The sequence below is a fragment of the Mannheimia granulomatis genome, assembly GCF_013377255.1.
Taxonomy (GTDB): Bacteria; Pseudomonadota; Gammaproteobacteria; order Enterobacterales; family Pasteurellaceae; genus Mannheimia; species Mannheimia granulomatis.
In genome coordinates this window covers 54,438-74,532 of the sequence record NZ_CP016614.1, presented here as the reverse complement: position 1 = coordinate 74,532, position 20,095 = coordinate 54,438, and the positions used below count along the sequence as shown (strand labels likewise).

General features: G+C 43.0%; 12 protein-coding genes, 5 tRNA genes and 4 rRNA genes. 13 read left to right on the top strand and 8 right to left on the bottom strand.

Annotated elements, in window-relative coordinates; genetic code table 11:
- Window positions 1-14 precede the first annotated feature (14 nt).
- Window positions 15-884 (bottom strand): NAD(P)-dependent oxidoreductase, encoded by an 870-nt coding sequence (locus A6B41_RS00370; protein WP_027073528.1) that lies wholly within the window; start codon window positions 882-884, stop codon window positions 15-17.
- Window positions 885-1,075: 191 nt separating this feature from the next.
- On the opposite strand from A6B41_RS00370, the gene murI reads away from it, so the two are divergent.
- The 11 genes from murI (at window position 1,076) to xerD (ending at window position 9,033) form a co-directional block, all read left to right on the top strand.
- Entirely contained in the window at window positions 1,076-1,876 is an 801-nt protein-coding gene (gene murI / locus A6B41_RS00365) for a glutamate racemase (RefSeq protein WP_027073529.1), read from the top strand.
- 344 nt (window positions 1,877-2,220) lie between these two features.
- Window positions 2,221-3,760: ribosomal RNA gene (locus tag A6B41_RS00360) — 16S ribosomal RNA — on the top strand.
- 114 nt (window positions 3,761-3,874) lie between these two features.
- A tRNA-Ile gene (locus A6B41_RS00355) sits at window positions 3,875-3,951 on the top strand.
- 57 nt (window positions 3,952-4,008) lie between these two features.
- Window positions 4,009-4,084, top strand: a tRNA-Ala gene (locus A6B41_RS00350).
- A gap of 254 nt (window positions 4,085-4,338) precedes the next feature.
- Window positions 4,339-7,240 (top strand): 23S ribosomal RNA (locus tag A6B41_RS00345).
- Window positions 7,241-7,421: 181 nt separating this feature from the next.
- Window positions 7,422-7,537 (top strand): 5S ribosomal RNA (rrf, locus tag A6B41_RS00340).
- 54 nt (window positions 7,538-7,591) lie between these two features.
- Window positions 7,592-7,707 (top strand): 5S ribosomal RNA (gene rrf, locus A6B41_RS00335).
- Together the 16S, 23S and 5S rRNA genes with 5 tRNA genes alongside form the textbook arrangement of a ribosomal RNA operon.
- A 10-nt stretch (window positions 7,708-7,717) precedes the next feature.
- A tRNA-Asp gene (locus A6B41_RS00330) sits at window positions 7,718-7,794 on the top strand.
- A 57-nt stretch (window positions 7,795-7,851) separates the two neighbouring features.
- Window positions 7,852-7,927: transfer RNA gene (locus A6B41_RS00325), tRNA-Trp, on the top strand.
- Window positions 7,928-7,954: 27 nt separating this feature from the next.
- Window positions 7,955-8,031, top strand: a tRNA-Asp gene (locus A6B41_RS00320).
- A 108-nt stretch (window positions 8,032-8,139) separates the two neighbouring features.
- The gene (xerD, locus tag A6B41_RS00315; RefSeq protein WP_027073963.1) at window positions 8,140-9,033 is read left to right on the top strand and encodes a site-specific tyrosine recombinase XerD; all 894 of its coding nucleotides are present in this window, start codon (window positions 8,140-8,142) and stop codon (window positions 9,031-9,033) included.
- Here the strand turns inward: xerD and tilS are convergent.
- Window positions 9,030-10,289, bottom strand: coding sequence for a tRNA lysidine(34) synthetase TilS (gene tilS / locus A6B41_RS00310; RefSeq protein WP_027073962.1), 1,260 nt, complete (start codon window positions 10,287-10,289; stop codon window positions 9,030-9,032). The two genes, xerD and tilS, sit on opposite strands and share 4 nt — an antisense overlap.
- Window position 10,290: 1 nt before the next feature.
- The gene (mnmE, locus tag A6B41_RS00305) at window positions 10,291-11,649 is read right to left on the bottom strand and encodes a tRNA uridine-5-carboxymethylaminomethyl(34) synthesis GTPase MnmE (protein ID WP_027073961.1); all 1,359 of its coding nucleotides are present in this window, start codon (window positions 11,647-11,649) and stop codon (window positions 10,291-10,293) included.
- Between the two features lie 186 nt (window positions 11,650-11,835).
- Between mnmE and A6B41_RS00300 the strand changes: the two genes are divergently transcribed.
- Window positions 11,836-12,900, top strand: a complete 1,065-nt coding sequence (locus tag A6B41_RS00300) for an MFS transporter (RefSeq protein ID WP_027073960.1) — start codon at window positions 11,836-11,838, stop codon at window positions 12,898-12,900.
- Between the two features lie 74 nt (window positions 12,901-12,974).
- On the opposite strand, the gene A6B41_RS00295 is transcribed toward A6B41_RS00300, so the two are convergent.
- From A6B41_RS00295 to A6B41_RS00280, 4 genes are all read right to left on the bottom strand, one after another.
- A complete protein-coding gene (locus A6B41_RS00295; RefSeq protein ID WP_027073959.1) occupies window positions 12,975-13,493 on the bottom strand; it encodes a protein disulfide oxidoreductase in 519 nt (172 codons plus the stop codon).
- 73 nt (window positions 13,494-13,566) lie between these two features.
- Window positions 13,567-14,196: an FKBP-type peptidyl-prolyl cis-trans isomerase gene (locus A6B41_RS00290; protein ID WP_027073958.1), complete on the bottom strand. Its 630-nt coding sequence runs from the start codon at window positions 14,194-14,196 to the stop codon at window positions 13,567-13,569.
- 238 nt (window positions 14,197-14,434) lie between these two features.
- Window positions 14,435-15,100, bottom strand: coding sequence for a helix-hairpin-helix domain-containing protein (locus tag A6B41_RS00285; RefSeq protein ID WP_027073957.1), 666 nt, complete (start codon window positions 15,098-15,100; stop codon window positions 14,435-14,437).
- 159 nt (window positions 15,101-15,259) lie between these two features.
- The gene (locus tag A6B41_RS00280) at window positions 15,260-15,826 is read right to left on the bottom strand and encodes a DUF5358 domain-containing protein (protein WP_027073956.1); all 567 of its coding nucleotides are present in this window, start codon (window positions 15,824-15,826) and stop codon (window positions 15,260-15,262) included.
- Between the two features lie 160 nt (window positions 15,827-15,986).
- On the opposite strand from A6B41_RS00280, the gene mutS reads away from it, so the two are divergent.
- Complete coding sequence (gene mutS, locus A6B41_RS00275; protein ID WP_027073955.1) at window positions 15,987-18,587, top strand: DNA mismatch repair protein MutS; 2,601 nt, start codon at window positions 15,987-15,989, stop codon at window positions 18,585-18,587.
- 44 nt (window positions 18,588-18,631) lie between these two features.
- On the opposite strand, the gene A6B41_RS00270 is transcribed toward mutS, so the two are convergent.
- On the bottom strand, window positions 18,632-20,080 hold the full coding sequence (locus tag A6B41_RS00270; RefSeq protein WP_027073954.1) for a surface lipoprotein assembly modifier: 1,449 nt from the start codon (window positions 20,078-20,080) through the stop codon (window positions 18,632-18,634).
- Window positions 20,081-20,095: the final 15 nt, after the last annotated feature.

The following is a 20,095-nucleotide window of genomic DNA, read 5'->3' as shown; positions in this document are numbered from 1 at the left end:
ACCGATTTTTTATTTTATTTTGCCAGATATTGATAAATTGCAGCCATATCAACTTCGCTTAAACCTGAATCGTTGGCTTGATTGTAAGTTTTGGTTGCTTGCTCAATTAGCGGGAATGATTTACCTAATTTTGCGATTTCTTCGCTTGCTAGATTAAAATCTTTAGTCATGTGTTTCATCATAAATGCTGGCGGGAATTCATTTGCCAAATACATTGGTACTTTAGCTTGGAAAATAGGGCTATTCATAAATGAACCGGAAATCATTTCAATCACTTGTTCTTTTGGTAAGCCATATTGATCGGCAAAATTTAACGCCTCGCCATACGCCTGAATAAAAATACCCAATAACGAGTTGATCATCAATTTGATACCGCCTGCTTTACCTACTTCACCATAGTAGAAAGTAGTAGTGCTAAAGGCAGCAAATAAAGGTTTTAATTGCTCAACGATCTCTTCTTTACCCGCAGAAAGTACCAATAATTTACCTGCCTCAGCTACTTTGCTTGAGCCGGAAACCGGTGCTTCCACAAATTCTGCACCATGTTGGGCTAAAAGTGCTTGAACGGCTTGGTTTTGAGTTGGTGAAATGGTACTCATATTCACCACTAATTTACCTTTTAACTCAGCTAACACTTCAGGGCTTAAGACTTGCTGAACTGCGGCATAATCTGCAATCATTAAAAAAATCACATCGTGAGCTTTCACTAATTCCAACACAGAAGGATAAGCGATTGCACCAGTGGCAACAACTTGCTCTGCTTTTGCCGAGTTGCGATTATAAACACCCACTCTTACGCCATGGTTTAATAGGTGCTTTACCATAGGTTCGCCCATTTGACCTAAGCCAATCCAACCGATTTCTTGTGTATTAAATTGTTGCATCCTGTTTCTCCTAAGTGAATGATAACAGGCTGATTATTGCGACTTTGTAAAGTGATGTCTAGTAAAAATTAGTAAGAGATTGACCGCTTGATTATTTAAGTTGGTGAGAGGTTAAATTAAATGAATAGATGACTTGAATGTAGAATCAGAAAAGGGTAGCATTTTGCCAACTTTTTATTCGCTAGATCACCATGAAACCAACAATTCTTCTTTATGATTCGGGCATGGGTGGCTTAACGGTTTATGATGAAATCCGTAAAGTATTACCTCATGCACATTATTTATATTGTTTTGATAATGCTTTTTTTCCCTATTCAGAAAAAACTGAATCAGTTCTTATTCAAAGAGCGGTTAAAATTGTGCAAAAAATTTCAGAAAAACAACCGCTTGATATGGTAGTAGTGGCTTGCAATACTGCAAGTACAGTAGTGCTTCCTGCATTGCGTGAAAAATTTCATTTACCGATTGTCGGAACAGTTCCCGCTATCAAGCCGGCTGCAGAAATATCAAAAACCAAAACAATAGGTTTGCTGGCGACTAAAGGTACGGTTACTCGCCCTTATGTATCTGAGTTAATAGAAACTTACGCGAAAGATTGTGTGGTTGAGAAAATAGGTTCTACCGATTTGGTGGAGATTGTAGAAGAAAAACAGAGAACGGGAAAGGTTAATTTGCAACGTTTGCAAGCTGTTGTACGGGAATGGCAAAATCATCCTAAGTTGGATACCGTTATTTTAGGCTGCACACATTTTCCATTAGTTAAAGAAGAATTACGGCAGTTATTACCTAATATTCGTCACTTTGTTGATCCAGGAATAGGCATTGCAAAGCGAGTAGTAAGTTTGTTGGAAAGAGAAAGTAAGGCTGAAAATAACGGTTTTTCAAATCTAAAAAATACAGCGTTTTGTACTATTGAAGCGGATGATTTAGATATTAAACGAAAAATTATGCAGCAATGGGGGTTTAATGAGCTTTCTGTGCTGAATATTTAGACTTAAAGTTTGTTTTTGATGAAAAATAACACATTCGAGAAAAACTTTTAAAAAACCACTTGCAACGTTTGCAAAAAGCTCTATAATGCACATCACACAACGACGCGCTGTTGTGAACGGTTTGTTTAGATTGCAGTGCGTCGTTTTATTTTGTTCTTTAAAAATTTATCAGACAATCTGTGTGGGCACTTGTTGATTGACTTGATTTTAGAAATATTTTTTAATTTTGAAGTCTTAATAGGTGCTTAACTAGAAATTCATTTAAACTTTTTTAAGTTTACTTATAAGTTGACTTATTAAAGTGTGATTTTTATGTCAGTACATATTGAGCGATTAAACTTTTTGAATTGAAGAGTTTGATCATGGCTCAGATTGAACGCTGGCGGCAGGCTTAACACATGCAAGTCGAACGGTAACAGATTAGTACTTGTACTAATGCTGACGAGTGGCGGACGGGTGAGTAATGCTTGGGAATCTGGCTTATGGAGGGGGATAACTACTGGAAACGGTAGCTAATACCGCGTAATGTCTGTGGACTAAAGGGTGGGACCTATTGGCCACCTGCCATAAGATGAGCCCAAGTGGGATTAGGTAGTTGGTGAGGTAAAGGCTCACCAAGCCCACGATCTCTAGCTGGTCTGAGAGGATGACCAGCCACACTGGAACTGAGACACGGTCCAGACTCCTACGGGAGGCAGCAGTGGGGAATATTGCACAATGGGGGGAACCCTGATGCAGCCATGCCGCGTGAATGAAGAAGGCCTTCGGGTTGTAAAGTTCTTTCGGTAGCGAGGAAGGTGATTGTTTTAATAGAACAATCAATTGACGTTAACTACAGAAGAAGCACCGGCTAACTCCGTGCCAGCAGCCGCGGTAATACGGGGGGTGCGAGCGTTAATCGGAATAACTGGGCGTAAAGGGCACGCAGGCGGACTTTTAAGTGAGGTGTGAAATCCCCGGGCTTAACCTGGGAATTGCATTTCAGACTGGGAGTCTAGAGTACTTTAGGGAGGGGTAGAATTCCACGTGTAGCGGTGAAATGCGTAGAGATGTGGAGGAATACCGAAGGCGAAGGCAGCCCCTTGGGAATGTACTGACGCTCATGTGCGAAAGCGTGGGGAGCAAACAGGATTAGATACCCTGGTAGTCCACGCCGTAAACGCTGTCGATTTGGGGATTGGGCTTTGAGCTTGGTGCCCGTAGCTAACGTGATAAATCGACCGCCTGGGGAGTACGGCCGCAAGGTTAAAACTCAAATGAATTGACGGGGGCCCGCACAAGCGGTGGAGCATGTGGTTTAATTCGATGCAACGCGAAGAACCTTACCTACTCTTGACATCCAGAGAAGCTTGCAGAGATGCGAGTGTGCCTTCGGGAGCTCTGAGACAGGTGCTGCATGGCTGTCGTCAGCTCGTGTTGTGAAATGTTGGGTTAAGTCCCGCAACGAGCGCAACCCTTATCCTTTGTTGCCAGCGATTCGGTCGGGAACTCAAAGGAGACTGCCGGTGATAAACCGGAGGAAGGTGGGGATGACGTCAAGTCATCATGGCCCTTACGAGTAGGGCTACACACGTGCTACAATGGCGTATACAGAGGGCGGCGACCCAGCGATGGTGAGCGAATCTCAGAAAGTACGTCTAAGTCCGGATTGGAGTCTGCAACTCGACTCCATGAAGTCGGAATCGCTAGTAATCGCAAATCAGAATGTTGCGGTGAATACGTTCCCGGGCCTTGTACACACCGCCCGTCACACCATGGGAGTGGGTTGTACCAGAAGTAGATAGCTTAACCGAAAGGAGGGCGTTTACCACGGTATGATTCATGACTGGGGTGAAGTCGTAACAAGGTAACCGTAGGGGAACCTGCGGTTGGATCACCTCCTTACCAAAAATCAAGGGTGAAGCTAAGCGAGAGCGAGGTGGAGCTAGAGCGACAGCAAGTGTTCACACAGATTGTTTGATAGATGAAATTAGAAGACAAAACCGAAGGTCATCCGTTGGGTCTGTAGCTCAGGTGGTTAGAGCGCACCCCTGATAAGGGTGAGGTCGGTGGTTCAAGTCCACTCAGACCCACCACTCAGAAGGCAAGCGAAAGCGAAGCGACTATGAGTGAAGAAAACGGAAGATGAAATTGGGGATATAGCTCAGCTGGGAGAGCGCCTGCCTTGCACGCAGGAGGTCAGCGGTTCGATCCCGCTTATCTCCACCAATCATCATACCTAAGGTTGCAAGCGGTTAAAAATACCGAGGAATTTGCAATTTTAGGTATGATGATAGGCGAAAGCCATTGTCTTATGTTCTTTAAAAATTGAGAAACAAGCTGAAAAACTGAGAGATTTTCGAAAGAAAGTCTGAGTAGTTAAAAAATCTTGAGTGAACAAAAGCACTCAAGTGTTTAGTTGAATAATATCGCTTCAAATCAATTCATTTGATTTGTTTAAATGAAAACATTTGAGGTTGTATAGTTAAGTGACTAAGCGTACACGGTGGATGCCTTGGCAATCAGAGGCGAAGAAGGACGTGCTAATCTGCGAAAAGCTTGGATGAGTTGATAAGAAGCGTTTAATCCAAGATATCCGAATGGGGAAACCCAGTAGATGAAGAATCTACTATCACCCAGTGAATACATAGCTGTGTGAAGCAAACCGGGAGAACTGAAACATCTAAGTACCCCGAGGAAAAGAAATCAACCGAGATTTCGTTAGTAGCGGCGAGCGAACGCGAAGGAGCCTGTCAGTGATAGCAGAGTTGTTAGAGGAATTGGCTGGGAAGCCAAATCATAGAGGGTGATAGTCCCGTACTCGAAAATGACATTGTGGTACTAAGCTGACGATAAGTAGGGCGGGACACGAGAAATCCTGTTTGAAGAAGGGGGGACCATCCTCCAAGGCTAAATACTCCTGATTGACCGATAGTGAACCAGTACTGTGAAGGAAAGGCGAAAAGAACCCCGGTGAGGGGAGTGAAATAGAACCTGAAACCGTGTACGTACAAGCAGTGGGAGCAAGCGTAAGTTTGTGACTGCGTACCTTTTGTATAATGGGTCAGCGACTTATATTTTGTAGCGAGGTTAACCGAATAGGGGAGCCGAAGGGAAACCGAGTCTTAACTGGGCGTTTGAGTTGCAAGGTATAGACCCGAAACCCGGTGATCTAGCCATGGGCAGGTTGAAGATTGGGTAACACTAATTGGAGGACCGAACCGACTAATGTTGAAAAATTAGCGGATGACTTGTGGCTGGGGGTGAAAGGCCAATCAAACCGGGAGATAGCTGGTTCTCCCCGAAATCTATTTAGGTAGAGCCTTGAGCGGACACCTTCGGGGGTAGAGCACTGTTTCGGCTAGGGGTCCATCCCGGATTACCAACCCGATGCAAACTGCGAATACCGAAGAGTGATACTCAGGAGACACACGGTGGGTGCTAACGTCCATCGTGGAGAGGGAAACAACCCAGACCGCCAGCTAAGGTCCCAAAGTCTATATTAAGTGGGAAACGAAGTGGGAAGGCTTAGACAGCTAGGATGTTGGCTTAGAAGCAGCCATCATTTAAAGAAAGCGTAATAGCTCACTAGTCGAGTCGGCCTGCGCGGAAGATGTAACGGGGCTAAAATATAGCACCGAAGCTGCGGCATCAGTCGAAAGACTGTTGGGTAGGGGAGCGTTCTGTAAGCGGAAGAAGGTGAATCGAGAGGTTTGCTGGACGTATCAGAAGTGCGAATGCTGACATAAGTAACGATAAAACGAGTGAAAAACTCGTTCGCCGGAAGACCAAGGGTTCCTGTCCAACGTTAATCGGGGCAGGGTGAGTCGGCCCCTAAGGCGAGGCTGAAAAGCGTAGTCGATGGGAAACGGGTTAATATTCCCGTACTTGGTGTAATTGCGATGTGGGGACGGAGAAGGTTAGGTTATCAGGGTGTTGGAAATCCCTGTTTAAGCCGGTAGGTGTGAAGACTAGGCAAATCCGGTCTTCTTTAACGCCGAGAAGTGATGACGAGGCTCTACGGAGCTGAAGTAACCGATACCACGCTTCCAGGAAAAGCCACTAAGCTTCAGGTTACACTAAACCGTACTATAAACCGACACAGGTGGTCAGGTAGAGAATACTCAGGCGCTTGAGAGAACTCGGGTGAAGGAACTAGGCAAAATAGCACCGTAACTTCGGGAGAAGGTGCGCCGGCGTAGATTGTAGTGTCTTGCACACGAAGGTTGAACCGGTCGAAGATACCAGCTGGCTGCAACTGTTTATTAAAAACACAGCACTCTGCAAACACGAAAGTGGACGTATAGGGTGTGATGCCTGCCCGGTGCTGGAAGGTTAATTGATGGTGTTATCGAAAGAGAAGCTCCTGATCGAAGCCCCAGTAAACGGCGGCCGTAACTATAACGGTCCTAAGGTAGCGAAATTCCTTGTCGGGTAAGTTCCGACCTGCACGAATGGCATAATGATGGCCAGGCTGTCTCCACCCGAGACTCAGTGAAATTGAAATCGCCGTGAAGATGCGGTGTACCCGCGGCTAGACGGAAAGACCCCGTGAACCTTTACTATAGCTTGACACTGAACATTGAATTTTGATGTGTAGGATAGGTGGGAGCCTTTGAAGCATGAACGCTAGTTTGTGTGGAGGCGTCCTTGAAATACCACCCTTTAACGTTTGATGTTCTAACGAGGCGCCCTAATCGGGTGTTCGGACAGTGTCTGGTGGGTAGTTTGACTGGGGCGGTCTCCTCCCAAAGAGTAACGGAGGAGCACGAAGGTTTGCTAATCACGGTCGGACATCGTGAGGTTAGTGCAATGGTATAAGCAAGCTTAACTGCGAGACAGACAAGTCGAGCAGGTGCGAAAGCAGGTCATAGTGATCCGGTGGTTCTGAATGGAAGGGCCATCGCTCAACGGATAAAAGGTACTCCGGGGATAACAGGCTGATACCGCCCAAGAGTTCATATCGACGGCGGTGTTTGGCACCTCGATGTCGGCTCATCACATCCTGGGGCTGAAGTAGGTCCCAAGGGTATGGCTGTTCGCCATTTAAAGTGGTACGCGAGCTGGGTTTAGAACGTCGTGAGACAGTTCGGTCCCTATCTGCCGTGGGCGTTGGAGAATTGAGAGGGGCTGCTCCTAGTACGAGAGGACCGGAGTGGACGCACCCCTGGTGTTCCGGTTGTGTCGCCAGACGCATTGCCGGGTAGCTAAGTGCGGAAGAGATAAGTGCTGAAAGCATCTAAGCACGAAACTTGCCTTGAGATGAGTTCTCCCCGACTATAAGTTGGTAAGGGTTGTTTAAGACTAAGACGTAGATAGGTAGGGTGTGTAAGCGGTGTGAGCCGTTGAGCTAACCTATACTAATTGCCCGAGAGGCTTAACTATACAACGCTCAAGTGTTTTTGACAGAAAGCGAAGAAACTAAACAAAAGAAACTAAACAAATCAACTCAGAATAAACAGCTTGTTTCGAATTAAAGGCAAAAGCCGAAGAAAGTAAAGAACAAACAAAACAATTTAGAAAGACAAAAGTAAAGACGAAGAAAGTCTGAATCATCGAAGATTTTCCTGATGTCGATAGTGCTGTGGTGCCACCTGAATCCATACCGAACTCAGAAGTGAAACGCAGTGACGCCGATGGTAGTGTGTGGATTCCGCATGTGAGAGTAGGGCAACATCAGGCTTTATTTACTTAGCCTATTTGATGAGTAGGCTAACTAAATAATAAAAGAATTTTCTTAGCAACAATAGTGCTGTGGCTCCACCTGACTCCATTCCGAACTCAGAAGTGAAACGCAGTAACGCCGATGGTAGTGTGGGGCTTCCCCATGTGAGAGTAGGGCATTGCTAAGTCCTTATTCGCGGAGCGGTAGTTCAGCTGGTTAGAATACCTGCCTGTCACGCAGGGGGTCGCGGGTTCGAGTCCCGTCCGTTCCGCCACTTATTAATAAGCGAGTTTTCACTCGCTTTAGTGCTAGATAAATATAGAAAAATTTTAGGGGCGTAGTTCAATTGGTAGAGCACCGGTCTCCAAAACCGGGTGTTGGGAGTTCGAGCCTCTCCGCCCCTGCCATTATTTTAGATAATCTCCATATATTGCGGAGCGGTAGTTCAGCTGGTTAGAATACCTGCCTGTCACGCAGGGGGTCGCGGGTTCGAGTCCCGTCCGTTCCGCCACTTATATTTCTTATGAGAACCGATTAGTACAAACTAATCGGTTTTTTTGTTTTTATAGCCCAAAGTTTGCTAAAATTTGCAAAATTTCTTTTAAATTTAACCGCTTGTATGGCTGAACTTGATCCTATTATTGAACAATTCCTTGATTCTCTATGGCAAGAGCATGGTTTGTCTGAAAATACCGTTGCTTCATATCGTTCGGATTTGGAACGTTTTTCTGACTATTTTACCCAACCTAAGGCTTTTCTGTCGGTAGATCATATTGATTTACAAGGCTTTCTTGGAGAGCGTTTAGAGCAAGGTTATAAAGCAACCAGTTCTGCTAGAATGTTGAGTTGTTTGAGAAAATTTTTCCGTTTTTTATATCTTGAAAGTTATCGTACAGATGATCCCACGCTTACCTTAATATCACCGAAAAAAGCTGCGCATTTGCCGAAATCATTGAGTGAGGAGCAGGTGATGGATTTATTGGATTGTCCGAATACTTTAGACCCTATTGAGTTGCGTGATAAAGCGATGTTAGAGCTACTCTATGCGACAGGTTTGCGTGTAACGGAATTAGTTTCGCTTTCAACAGATAATCTTAGTTTAAAGCAAGGTGTGGTTCGGATCATCGGTAAAGGGGATAAAGAACGTCTTGTTCCACTGGGTGAAGAGGCTAATTATTGGATACAGGAGTTTTTCCAATATGCTCGCCCTATATTACTGAACAATCAGCAGTCGGATGTTGTGTTTCCAAGCAGACGAGGGCAGCAGATGACAAGACAAACCTTTTGGCACCGTATTAAATATTACGCCAGCCTGGCAGGTATTGATGGTGATAAACTTTCGCCGCATATTCTACGTCATGCTTTTGCTACGCATTTAGTGAATCACGGAGCGGATTTGCGTGTGGTGCAAATGTTATTAGGACATAGTGATTTATCAACCACCCAAATTTACACTCAGGTAGCAAAAGCCCGTTTGAAATCGATCCACAAAGCCTTTCATCCGAGAGGTTAGGAAAGGCAGGTGATCAATTCATCTTGCCAGAAAATAAGCGGTGTGCGATCTCGCTCCCAAGCAGGTACACCGTAAGCTTGCCAAATTTTCTTCATCTCTTCCCGATGGGGGTTGCCGTAGCATTTTACTTTACCTTGTTGTCCGATAATGAGAGAAAGGGAGGAATCGGCAAGCTCAATCGGTAATAACAAGCGGTTGTTTTTTCCGTTTTTTTTGCAGATTATCTCTTGATTATGGCGAATAATTTTGCCGAGCTGATAGGGCAATTCCACCTCTGTTTCTGTACTCAATACCATTTCAAAAGGTGGGATAGCTTTTAATTCTTCGGTAATAAAAATCGCCTGTTGATAACGTCTAAGCACTTTGTCACCCATTTTAAATTGCGGGTTTTTATCGGCTTTTGCAAAAATTAGCTCAAAAATAACCGCTTGTAATTGGGCTTTGCTCGGCATTGGCACACCGCATTTTTCTAACCATAAACGCACAAGTTGCTGCTGTTTAGCGAGTGAAAAATCGGCAAAACCAACGATGGATAACTGCTGTTTTTCTCCCATTCTTTGCTGGAGTTCATCGCTTAACAGTTCTTCAATCAAGGCTTGTTGTTCACTGCAATGTTGAGCTGAACGAACCACCATTTCGTTAAAATGTTGCCAACGTTGATTGAGCTTAGGCAGAATTTCATTTCGCAAAAAATTGCGGTCGAAACGGCTATCGGCATTGCTTTCATCTTCAATCCACCTAAGTTTATGTTGGGCGGCATATTCGGCTAATTCTGCTTTGCTGAAGTTTAATAGCGGTCGAAAAACGGTAAAATTTTGCAAAAAACTGACCGCCTGCATTGCAGATAAGCCTTTAATGCCGCTGCCTCGTTTAAGGGCAAGCAGAAAGGTTTCCGCTTGGTCATCTAAGTGGTGAGCGGTAGCAATCACTTCATTTTCGTTTAAATGTTGCTTAAAGGCTTGATAGCGTGCGGTTCTTGCACCGTTTTCAATGCCATTTGATTTATCCACGTCGACTTTTTGCAAAATAAAAGGAATATTTAACCGCTTGCAGTATTGTGCACAAAACTCTGCCCAATGATCAGCGTTCGGGCTTAATCCGTGGTGGATATAAATTGCTCGAACTTTAAAGCTGGTACGAGAGAAAAGGTGAAGAAGTGCTACGGAATCCATTCCACCACTTAGGCCTACCAGAAAACAGTTTGTATTCGGCAGGTACGTTTGGCATTGTGTTTGGAAGTGGTGGAATAGACTCATCTTATTTACCAATGCAGAAAGAACTGAAGATGTTACCTAATAAATCATCTGAGGTGAATTGCCCTGTGATTTCACTTAACGCATTTTGCACCATTCGCAGCTCCTCTGCCAGCAATTCGCCGGCGAAGAATTGGGTAAGCTGAACGTGACCTCGCTCTAAGTGGGTCGCAGCAGTTTCTAATGCTTGTAGATGGCGTCGGCGAGCTAAGAATCCACCTTCCGTTGAGCTTTGGTAGCCCATCGATTTTTTAAGATGATCACGCAATAAATCAATGCCGACTTTGGTTTGAGCAGAAAGACGAATCATGGTGAAATCGTCCACCTGAATTAAGCCCTCCGACTCGCCGGATAAATCCACTTTATTGCGAATCACAGTTACGGGGATATTTTTCGGCAGTTTTTCTAAGAAATCCGCCCATTCGCTACGGAATTGATCCGCTTGTTGTTCGGTGCTATCAATCATTAGCAACACATGGTCTGCTTGGGCGATTTCATCCCATGCTCGTTTAATACCGATGCGTTCGACTTCATCGCCGGTATCACGCAGCCCAGCAGTATCAATAATATGCAACGGCATTCCGTCAATATGAATATGCTCACGCAGTACATCACGGGTGGTGCCGGCAATGTTGGTGACGATTGCCGCTTCCCGTCCGGCTAAGGCGTTGAGAAGGCTGGATTTTCCGGCATTTGGGCGACCGGCAATCACTACTTTCATTCCTTCACGCAGAATTGAGCCTTGCTTTGCTTCACGGCGAACGCCGTCTAATTGGTTGATAATTTCATTTAATTTACTCTCAATTTTACCGTCTGCTAAAAAGTCGATTTCCTCATCAGGGAAATCAATAGCAGCTTCCACATAGGTACGGAGGTAAATAACTGAATCTACAAGCTGATTGATCTTATTGGAAAACTCGCCTTGTAGTGATTTTAATGCTGAGCGTGCCGCTTGTTCGCTGGTGGCATCAATTAAATCGGCAATTGCTTCTGCTTGAGCGAGATCGAGCTTATCATTTAAAAAAGCTTGTTCGGAAAATTCACCTGCACGGGCAATGCGAATGCCATTAACTTGTAAAATTCGCTTTATCAGCAAATCTAAAATGACTTGACCACCGTGGCCTTGTAGCTCCAATACATCTTCGCCTGTAAAAGAGTTTGGTGCTTTAAAAAATAATGCAATGCCTTGGTCTAGCACGGTGCCGTCTTCATCTTTAAACGGTAAGTAATTTGCTAAGCGAGGCTGTAGTTTTTTACCTAATACTGCCTCGGCAACGGTTTCCGCTAATGGGCCGGAAACCCTTAAAATGCCAACGCCTCCGCGACCAATCGGTGTTGCTTGTGCAACAATGGTATCTTTCATTTTTTGTCCTTAAATTTAGTTTACAAGCGGTCATATTTTCAAAAAATTTTGCAAAAACTATGCCACTTTTGATAGCCGCTATGATACCGAAACCAAGCGAAAAGGTAAAACAAAAGGCGATTGCTCCTTTTTCGCTGAAAGAGTAGAATAGCCGCTCTTTATTTAAACAATTCAATCCTCAATTTCATGTCTTTAGAAAAACTGTTACTTCTTCGCCGCTTTATTTCCACCACCGCATTTTTTTCAATGCAGAGTGTTTTTTTCTTTTATTTGAAAGGAAAAGGGTTAGATAACGCTCAAATTGCTTTTTCGCTTTCGTTATTGCTGTTTTGTAATCAAGCATTGGCGATTCTTGCGGGTATTTGGGGTGATCGTTATGGTTTGGCGAAAATGATGTTGTTGGGTTGTTTGTTAGATGTTATCGCCTATATGCTGTTTTTGGCTGCCGATAATTACCTGATCTTGCTGATGGCAACCACCTGTTTTGGTTTGGGGAGTTGTTTATTCGGCACCAACGCCAGAGCTTGTTTGTTAGCTATTGCCGGCGATGAATATGCTGCCAAAACGCGATTACAGGGAAAATATCTGAAAGTGACAAGTATGTCTTCCATGCTTGCTCCGCTTATCATTATTCCGTTTATAAAATTTGAGATGATTGAAACGTTAATTTGGATCTGCTTTATTTTAGAAGCCGTTTTATTTGCTTTTATGATAAAGCCTTTCTCTTCGGTAGAGGGGGTAAGTGGCGGTGTGAAATTTCGTTTGGCTCAAATTAAGGAAATCATTACTAAAGATTTTTTGTTTGCTCATTTAATGCTATTCGTGCCGCTGAGTGTGGCATCGTCTTATTTTATTATTTTCCCTTATTTGTTTGATAAGGTACTAAATGCCCCTGAGCATTCGCCGATTGCTTTGTTTATCAACGGTGTTTTAACTGTGAGTTTGCAATCTTCTTTTTCTCGTAAGATTAATTTAACGAAAAAACAGTTAATTTGGGTTTCACCTTTGCTCGCTCTGGCCATTATTTTACCTTGGTTTATTGCGGTAGAAGCAGCAACCTTAACTGCTGCTTATATTTACACTGTTATTTTTACCGTGGTAGAAGTCTTTGCTTTAACCGCAATGGCGAATTTATTGGTGAAATTTGACAACGGCAAAAACCGCGGTTTTATTTTTGGTTCATCCCGTTTGATTCTATCCATTACCACGGTAATTACAATGAATTTAGTGCCGGTGATTTTCTTGGTATGATGATACAAGCGGTTGTTTTTTAGCGATTTTTTGCATTTATACTACCGAAGCAATTGATTTTTAAGACGGTTTTTTTATGGTAGTAGTCCTGAAATCCAAAGCCTCATTTTCAAACTTAAGTAGCTGGTATAGCCTGTAGTATAGTGGCGAATTTTACCGTCTTGGATAATTAAAATTGTCGGTGTGGCTTGAATACCCCAGCCTTGAGAAAATTCACTGTTCGGATCGTTAATAGTAGCAAATGTATAACTGTTTTCGTTTAGATAAGTTCTCACTGCGGTATCATCACCGGATTTAAGTGCTACTCCTAACACTTCAGTACCGTTTTCGGATAGCTTTTGGATATTGGGCGATACAAATTTGCAATAGCTGCACCAACTTCCCCAAAAATAGAGCAGCATTGGTTTGCCGCGACTTAATTGGGCAATAATGTTCGGCTGTTTGTGAATATCGTATAGTACTTTTTGCTCAAATTGTGGTGGTGCTGAGGGTGATCTGTACCAATCCGCCATAAAGCTGAGAATGATAAATAAACTGCCGTATAAAAAAATATTTTTGAGAAATCGGGTAATGAGTGATTTTTTCTGATTCATTAATAGTTTCGTTGTATTAAATGTCCAAAAGCCCTGTGAGTTGAATTCACAGGGCTTTATGATTTTTAGCCGATTATAGAATATCTAATAATTCTACTTCAAAAATTAAGGTTGCGAATGGTGGAATTGAAGCACCCGCACCACGCTCACCGTAAGCAAGCTCTTGTGGAATGGTTAAACGCCATTTTGAACCAACCGGCATTAATTGTAACGCTTCTGTCCAACCACGGATTACACCATTTACCGGGAATTCTGCCGGCTGACCACGTTTTGCTGAGCTGTCAAATACAGTACCGTCAATTAATGAACCTGTGTAGTGTACGCGCACGGTTGAAGTTGCAGTTGGTTTTTCACCGGTGCCTTCGGTTAAAATTTCATATTGTAAGCCGCTTTCGGTTACCACAACGCCTTTTGCTTTTTTGTTTTCTTCTAAGAATGCTTTGTTTTCCGCATCAATTGCTTTGAATGCTTCCGCTTGAGCGGCTTCTGCACGCTGACCCAATTCTTGTAATGCTGCGGTGACTTCGTTTAGGTCGATAGCAGGTTGGTTGTTGTTTAATACATCATAAATACCGCGTGCAACAGCTTCTGCGTTTACATCCATACCGCTGCCTAAAAGTTGCTGCCCGATTTGTAAGCCGATACCGTAACCGCCTTTTGCTTCTACTGAGTCTAATGCAACTGAATTGAAATCTAATGCCATTGTTTGTTCCTTTTTTGTGTAAATACGTTGAGTATTGAATGAATACTTTCCAGTTATGGGGGCAGATTTGTGAAATACAAGGTGGGGAATGATCAAGCGGTCATTTTTTTGCATAATTTTGCGAAACTATGGCATGAACCGGAAGAATTATGTGTAGGGGAGTGTTAACTCGCCCGATAACCAAAAGGCAAATTACCAAATAAATCAAAGGGCGGGTTTTAACCCGCCCCTACCATTTTTAGAATGTTAAATAAGGTGCAATTTTCTCAATAGTTGCATCGCCAACACCCGGAATATTGGCAAGTTCTGCCGCATTTTTAATTTTTCCGGCTTTTTTACGATATTCCACGATCGCTTTTGCTTTCACTTCGCCAATACCGGCTAATGACTGCAGTTGTTCTTCGCTTGCCGTATTGATATTTACTTTTTGTGATTTTTTTACTGTACCGGTTTTTTCTGCAACGGTTGCTTTTACCGAATTTGTTTTTTCAGTTACTGTTGTTTTGGCAGAATTTAAGGTTTCACGTGCGGTCGCTGCTTTTTCAGTAGTAGCCATTTTCGCTGAGTCCATTTTGGCTTTTACCGTTTCTTTTGCCGAGTCGGTTTTTGCTTTCATACTCTCTTTCGCTGCTTCTGTTTTTTCAGCGGCAGAATCTTTCATTGACTCAGCTTTGTTTTTTAGGCTCTCTTTTGTAGCAACGGCGTTCGCTTTAGCCTCATTAGCTTTTTCAGCTACAGTCGCTTTTACTGCAGCAGCCTTTTCAGAAGTGGCTGCTTTGGTTGCATTCATTTGTTCAGTTGCATTTGCTTTAAGTGTTGATAATGAGTTATTACTTTCTGCCAATGAAGTTGCTGAAACTGTCATTGCTACACCTAATGCTAATAATGTTTTTAATGCTTTCATTTAAAATCCTTAAAATAAAAAAGAGGGTAAATTATTGAAAAAAACTATATTTTAAGACTTTACCAATTTAATAAAGTTCATTGAATTTACAATTAACTGCGGACAAAAAAGCAAGCGGTTATTTTTACTAAAAAAATAACCGCTTGTATTGTTGATAGATTAGAGTAATAGTGCACTGCCCCATTTGATGATGTCGAAGAAGAATTTGTTATCATCGGTGGCTACTTTCTGGCCTGATGCTTTGCCTTCTTGAGCTTTTTCATCTTCAATCATTCCGCTTTGATATTGTCCTTTCACCACCGCTAAATCATTTTTTGCGTTAGCACGCAAGGTTGCACATTGTTTTTTCGGTAGTGCTTCAACCGTTTCATTGGTTTTCAGTTTTTTAAATAAATATTGAGCATAACCCATTGATTTTTCATCATTTTGGATAATTTTTACATACTGCTCACCAATGATCTCTTCAAGCGGATAGAAAAACACATATTGCGAGAAAATGTAAGAATCTTCTTTTGAAAAATGCTCTTGCTGAATTCGGGTTAAATTGGGGTAAATACATTGTTTCGCTTGTTCGCTTGCGATTACCCATTTTTTTGCATCGGCGTCTGCAAGCACATAATCGGCATTGGCAAATTCGCCCGGAAATGCGGTTTCTATTTTTGTTTCTTGGGTGGTGCAAGCCACCGTTAAAAAGCCGGTAGAAAGTAATAATAGTTTTCTTAACATGATTAAACCTTATTAGAAATAGTTTGCGTATTCTAGCAAAAAATTTAGGCATTACTAGTTTACCCGGTGGTAAATTTTCTGTGAAAAAACACCGCTTGTTTGTTCCATCTTATGAATCTGTTACACTAGCGGCAATGATTTCTAGCGGATTAACTGACTGATGACACAAGATTTTTCGACTCATACGCCAATGATGCAACAATATTTGCAACTTAAAGCTCAAAATGCGGACATTCTTCTTTTTTATCGAATGGGCGATTTTTACGAGCTTTTTTACGATGATGCAAAAAAAGCAGCTGCGTTGTTGGATATTTCTTTAACCAAGCGTGGGCAGTCGGCGGGTGAGCCGATTCCAATGGCAGGTGTGCCGTACCATGCGGTTGAGGGATATTTAGCGAAATTGGTTGCATTGGGGGAATCGGTAGCAATTTGTGAGCAAGTTGGCGACCCTGCCACCTCCAAAGGTCCGGTTGAGCGGAAAGTCGTGAGAATTGTAACCCCCGGCACGGTCAGCGATGAGGCTCTTTTACCTGAACGTCAAGACAATTTAGTGGCGGCAATTTATGAAGAAAAAGGCGTGTTTGCGATTGCCACCCTTGATATGACTTCGGGCAGATTTTTAATTAGTGAATTAGCAACGAAAGAGGCGTTATCGGCGGAACTGCAACGTGTGCAGCCTGCGGAAATTTTGTACCCTGAAGATTTCTCGGCAGCCTCAATTTTGAACAATTACAAAGGCTTACGCCGCCGTCCGGTGTGGGAATTTGAGCTCGTGACTGCTATTCAGCTGTTAAACCGCCAATTCGGTACACAAAGCCTTGCCGGATTCGGAGTGGAAAAAGCCCTTGTTGCCCTTTGTGCTGCGGGCTGTGTGCTACATTACGCACAAGAAACACAACGCACCGCCTTGCCACATATTAATGCAATTCACCTTTCCCAACACAGCGATACGGTGCTGTTAGATGTTGCCACCCGTCGCAATTTAGAACTTACCCAAAATCTTGCCGGTGGTACGGAAAACACGCTTTCTGATGTGTTGGATAAATGCGTGACCCCAATGGGAAGTCGTTTATTGAAACGTTGGATTCATCAACCGATTCGCGATTGTGCCAAATTGCAAGAAAGGCAGCAAACTATTGCTTCGCTCATTAAAAATCAGCGAATTGAGCTATTGCAGCCGTTATTACAACAAGTCGGCGATATGGAGCGAATCTTAGCTCGTGTCGCATTGCGTTCGGCACGTCCGCGAGATCTCACTCGTTTACGCACAGCGTTAGCTCAATTACCTGAAATTGCAAAAAATTCACAAAATTTAACCGCTAGTCTCGATAAATTATTGGCTCAAATTGCGGATTTTGGTGATCTACACGCTTTACTTGAGCGAGCAATTATTGACACGCCACCACAGTTGATTCGAGATGGTGGGGTGATTGCGGAAGGGTATAACGCTGAGTTGGACGAATGGCGACAGCTTTCAGACGGCGCCACGCAATATTTAGAGAATTTGGAAATTCGCGAGCGTGAAACCACCGGCATTGATACGCTGAAAATCGGTTTTAATGCGGTGCACGGCTACTATATTCAGATTTCCCAAGGGCAGGCTCACAAAGCCCCGATTCACTATGTTCGCCGTCAAACGCTTAAAAATGCCGAGCGGTATATTATTCCTGAGCTGAAAACCTATGAAGATAAGGTGCTGAAAGCCAAAGGGGCTTCGCTCGCACTTGAAAAACAGCTTTATGATGAGTTGTTTGATTTAATGATGCCGCGTTTGGGAGAATTACAGCTTGCCGCATTGGTGCTGTCAGAATTGGACGTACTGACTAATCTTGCTGAGCGAGCAGATAGCCTCAATTATGTTTGCCCGACTTTCAGCCCAACGCGTGGGGTGAATATTAAAGGCGGCAGACACCCAGTAGTTGAGCAGGTATTAAAAGATCCCTTTATTGCCAACCCGGTTTTCCTCAATGCTCAACGCCATTTGCTGATTGTTACCGGCCCGAATATGGGAGGTAAAAGTACCTATATGCGACAAATTGCCTTGATTACTTTAATGGCGTATATCGGCAGTTTTGTGCCGGCAGAGAGTGCGGAAATCGGCCCGATTGACCGTATTTTCACCCGGATTGGTGCAAGTGATGATCTTGCATCAGGGCGTTCGACTTTTATGGTGGAGATGACAGAAATGGCGAATATTCTTCACCAAGCAACCGACTATAGTCTCGTGCTAATTGATGAAATCGGGCGAGGGACTTCTACTTACGATGGCTTATCGCTTGCATGGGCGTGTGCGGAATGGTTAGCGAAGAAAACCCAATCTCTCACGCTTTTTGCCACTCACTATTTTGAATTAACCAGTCTTCCGAATCAGCTTAAAGGTGTGGCAAATGTGCATTTAGATGCAATGGAGCATAACGATACCATCGCCTTTATGCACACGGTGCAAGAGGGGGCGGCAAGCAAAAGTTATGGCTTGGCGGTAGCAGCGTTGGCGGGCGTGCCAAAACAGGTCATTCAACTTGCTAAGCAGCGCTTGGCTCATTTAGAGGAAATTTCTCAGCAAACCAGGCAAGCAAATGAACACCCACAGGCGGATTTACTTTTTACGCCTGATTTGCAAGAAATTGATGAAATTCCCCCGCTTGTAACGGCTGAAAGTGAGGTGGAAAAAGCCTTGAAATCCATTCAACCCGATGAGCTTACCCCAAAACAAGCATTGGATGAGCTGTATCGATTGAAGAAGTTGTTGGCAAATACATAAAAAACGCCCCATTTATAGGGGCGACTTTATTTGCAAGTAATAATTTAGAATGTATGAGAAAAATCAAGGTATATGCGATTTTTATCATAATTATTGAATGGGTGGTTGCTTTTCACTTTTGTGTAACTCCATGTTAAACGTGGTGTAATTCCCCAAAAATGCACTGCTCTATGCCACAGACTTGCTTGAATACCGTACTCTTTGTTTTTTTGTATGATATTGAAAAAGTTTGGACCTCTATATTGTTTTAGAGCATAACTCACGCTTAATTGGCTGGACAATCCATTTTTCCATTCTTGGCCCCAACCTAAGGTAAGACCTCGGCGAATAAAGCTGTCGTCTAAATCTCTAGTGCTGGTACGGTTAAAGTTTGCACCAACAAACCAATATTGCTGGCTGTTAGGATAGTAATAAAGCGATGGTGCAACAAAGTGATAGTTACCATTTAGATGTTTGCGGCGTGTATAACGCTGCTCAGCGTATTCGTAATTCAGCACCGATTGCCATTGAGGTGTTAGCCAATAATGCCAGCGGGCATTTATTCCACCTGCTTTAGAATAACGTTTGGTGCTTGTGCTTTGGCTTGAACCACCGCTATACCACATTTGCTCTAAAAAAGGCAGAAATATGATTCTGTGCTTCGCATTTTGATAACCTAAACCTAGACTTTCCCGCAAAGAATATTCATTGTATTTTTTGTTATTCCAATAATATTTTCCGTTGCCATTTAGGCGGAATTGATGGAAGAAACCATTACCCCAAGACCATTTTTTATCAGCATCAAAATTAAAGCCAATTCCTTGTGCGGATTCTTTTTTGGGAGGTGTCCAACCCTTATATGTTATGCCTGAATCCGGAGCATTGTTAATATTCGGATCATTTAAATAGGTTAGACCGCCTTGAAAATTCCATTTATCCTGTTTATTGATTGCGTTTAAATACTGCTCAATAATATGAGCAATTTCTGCCGGTAATTGCTCTGTTTGGAGTTTGCGGAATTGTTCTTCTGCAGCTTCGGTTTCTCTATTCTCAAACAAGGCAGTAGCTAATTGAAACCTAATAGGCTGGCTTTGTGGGTTTTGTGCAATGAGCGTACGATATAGGCGAATTGAGTCTGAATAGTTACGTTCAGATTTTTGTTGTATTGCTTCAGCCCATAATAAGATCTGTTCATTTTGCTCATTTTCAGGCAGTTGCTGATAAATAGGTCGTAAAAATATCACATTATGTGTGTGATTCATGACTAATGCCGTGAGCATTGCTGAATTAAGCAGTTGAGGCTGTCTTGATAACTCCTGAGGAGTAATGGAAACTCTCTTACCCTGGTTTTTAGCCTTTATGTTTAATGGCTTAACGCGATGTTCAGCGGGCTCCATATACCGGTTTTGTTGCATTCTTTGGTTATCTAATTGCTCTTGAATTTGCTGCGTTTTATCATCTGCCAATACAAAAGGTGTCGAAAGAGCCAAAAAAGTAAAAAGTGTTTTTTTCATAATGAGTAATTTTTG

Bases quoted from the DNA above. Each gene is read 5' to 3' on its own strand.
- A6B41_RS00300 (WP_027073960.1), top strand. From the start codon at position 11,836: ATGTCTTTAGAAAAACTGTTACTTCTTCGCCGCTTTATTTCCACCACC.
- mnmE (WP_027073961.1), bottom strand. From the start codon at position 11,649: ATGAAAGATACCATTGTTGCACAAGCAACACCGATTGGTCGCGGAGGC.
- xerD (WP_027073963.1), top strand. From the start codon at position 8,140: ATGGCTGAACTTGATCCTATTATTGAACAATTCCTTGATTCTCTATGG.
- tilS (WP_027073962.1), bottom strand. From the start codon at position 10,289: ATGAGTCTATTCCACCACTTCCAAACACAATGCCAAACGTACCTGCCG.
- A6B41_RS00280 (WP_027073956.1), bottom strand. From the start codon at position 15,826: ATGTTAAGAAAACTATTATTACTTTCTACCGGCTTTTTAACGGTGGCT.
- A6B41_RS00290 (WP_027073958.1), bottom strand. From the start codon at position 14,196: ATGGCATTAGATTTCAATTCAGTTGCATTAGACTCAGTAGAAGCAAAA.
- murI (WP_027073529.1), top strand. From the start codon at position 1,076: ATGAAACCAACAATTCTTCTTTATGATTCGGGCATGGGTGGCTTAACG.
- mutS (WP_027073955.1), top strand. From the start codon at position 15,987: ATGACACAAGATTTTTCGACTCATACGCCAATGATGCAACAATATTTG.
- A6B41_RS00270 (WP_027073954.1), bottom strand. From the start codon at position 20,080: ATGAAAAAAACACTTTTTACTTTTTTGGCTCTTTCGACACCTTTTGTA.
- A6B41_RS00295 (WP_027073959.1), bottom strand. From the start codon at position 13,493: ATGAATCAGAAAAAATCACTCATTACCCGATTTCTCAAAAATATTTTT.
- A6B41_RS00370 (WP_027073528.1), bottom strand. From the start codon at position 884: ATGCAACAATTTAATACACAAGAAATCGGTTGGATTGGCTTAGGTCAA.
- A6B41_RS00285 (WP_027073957.1), bottom strand. From the start codon at position 15,100: ATGAAAGCATTAAAAACATTATTAGCATTAGGTGTAGCAATGACAGTT.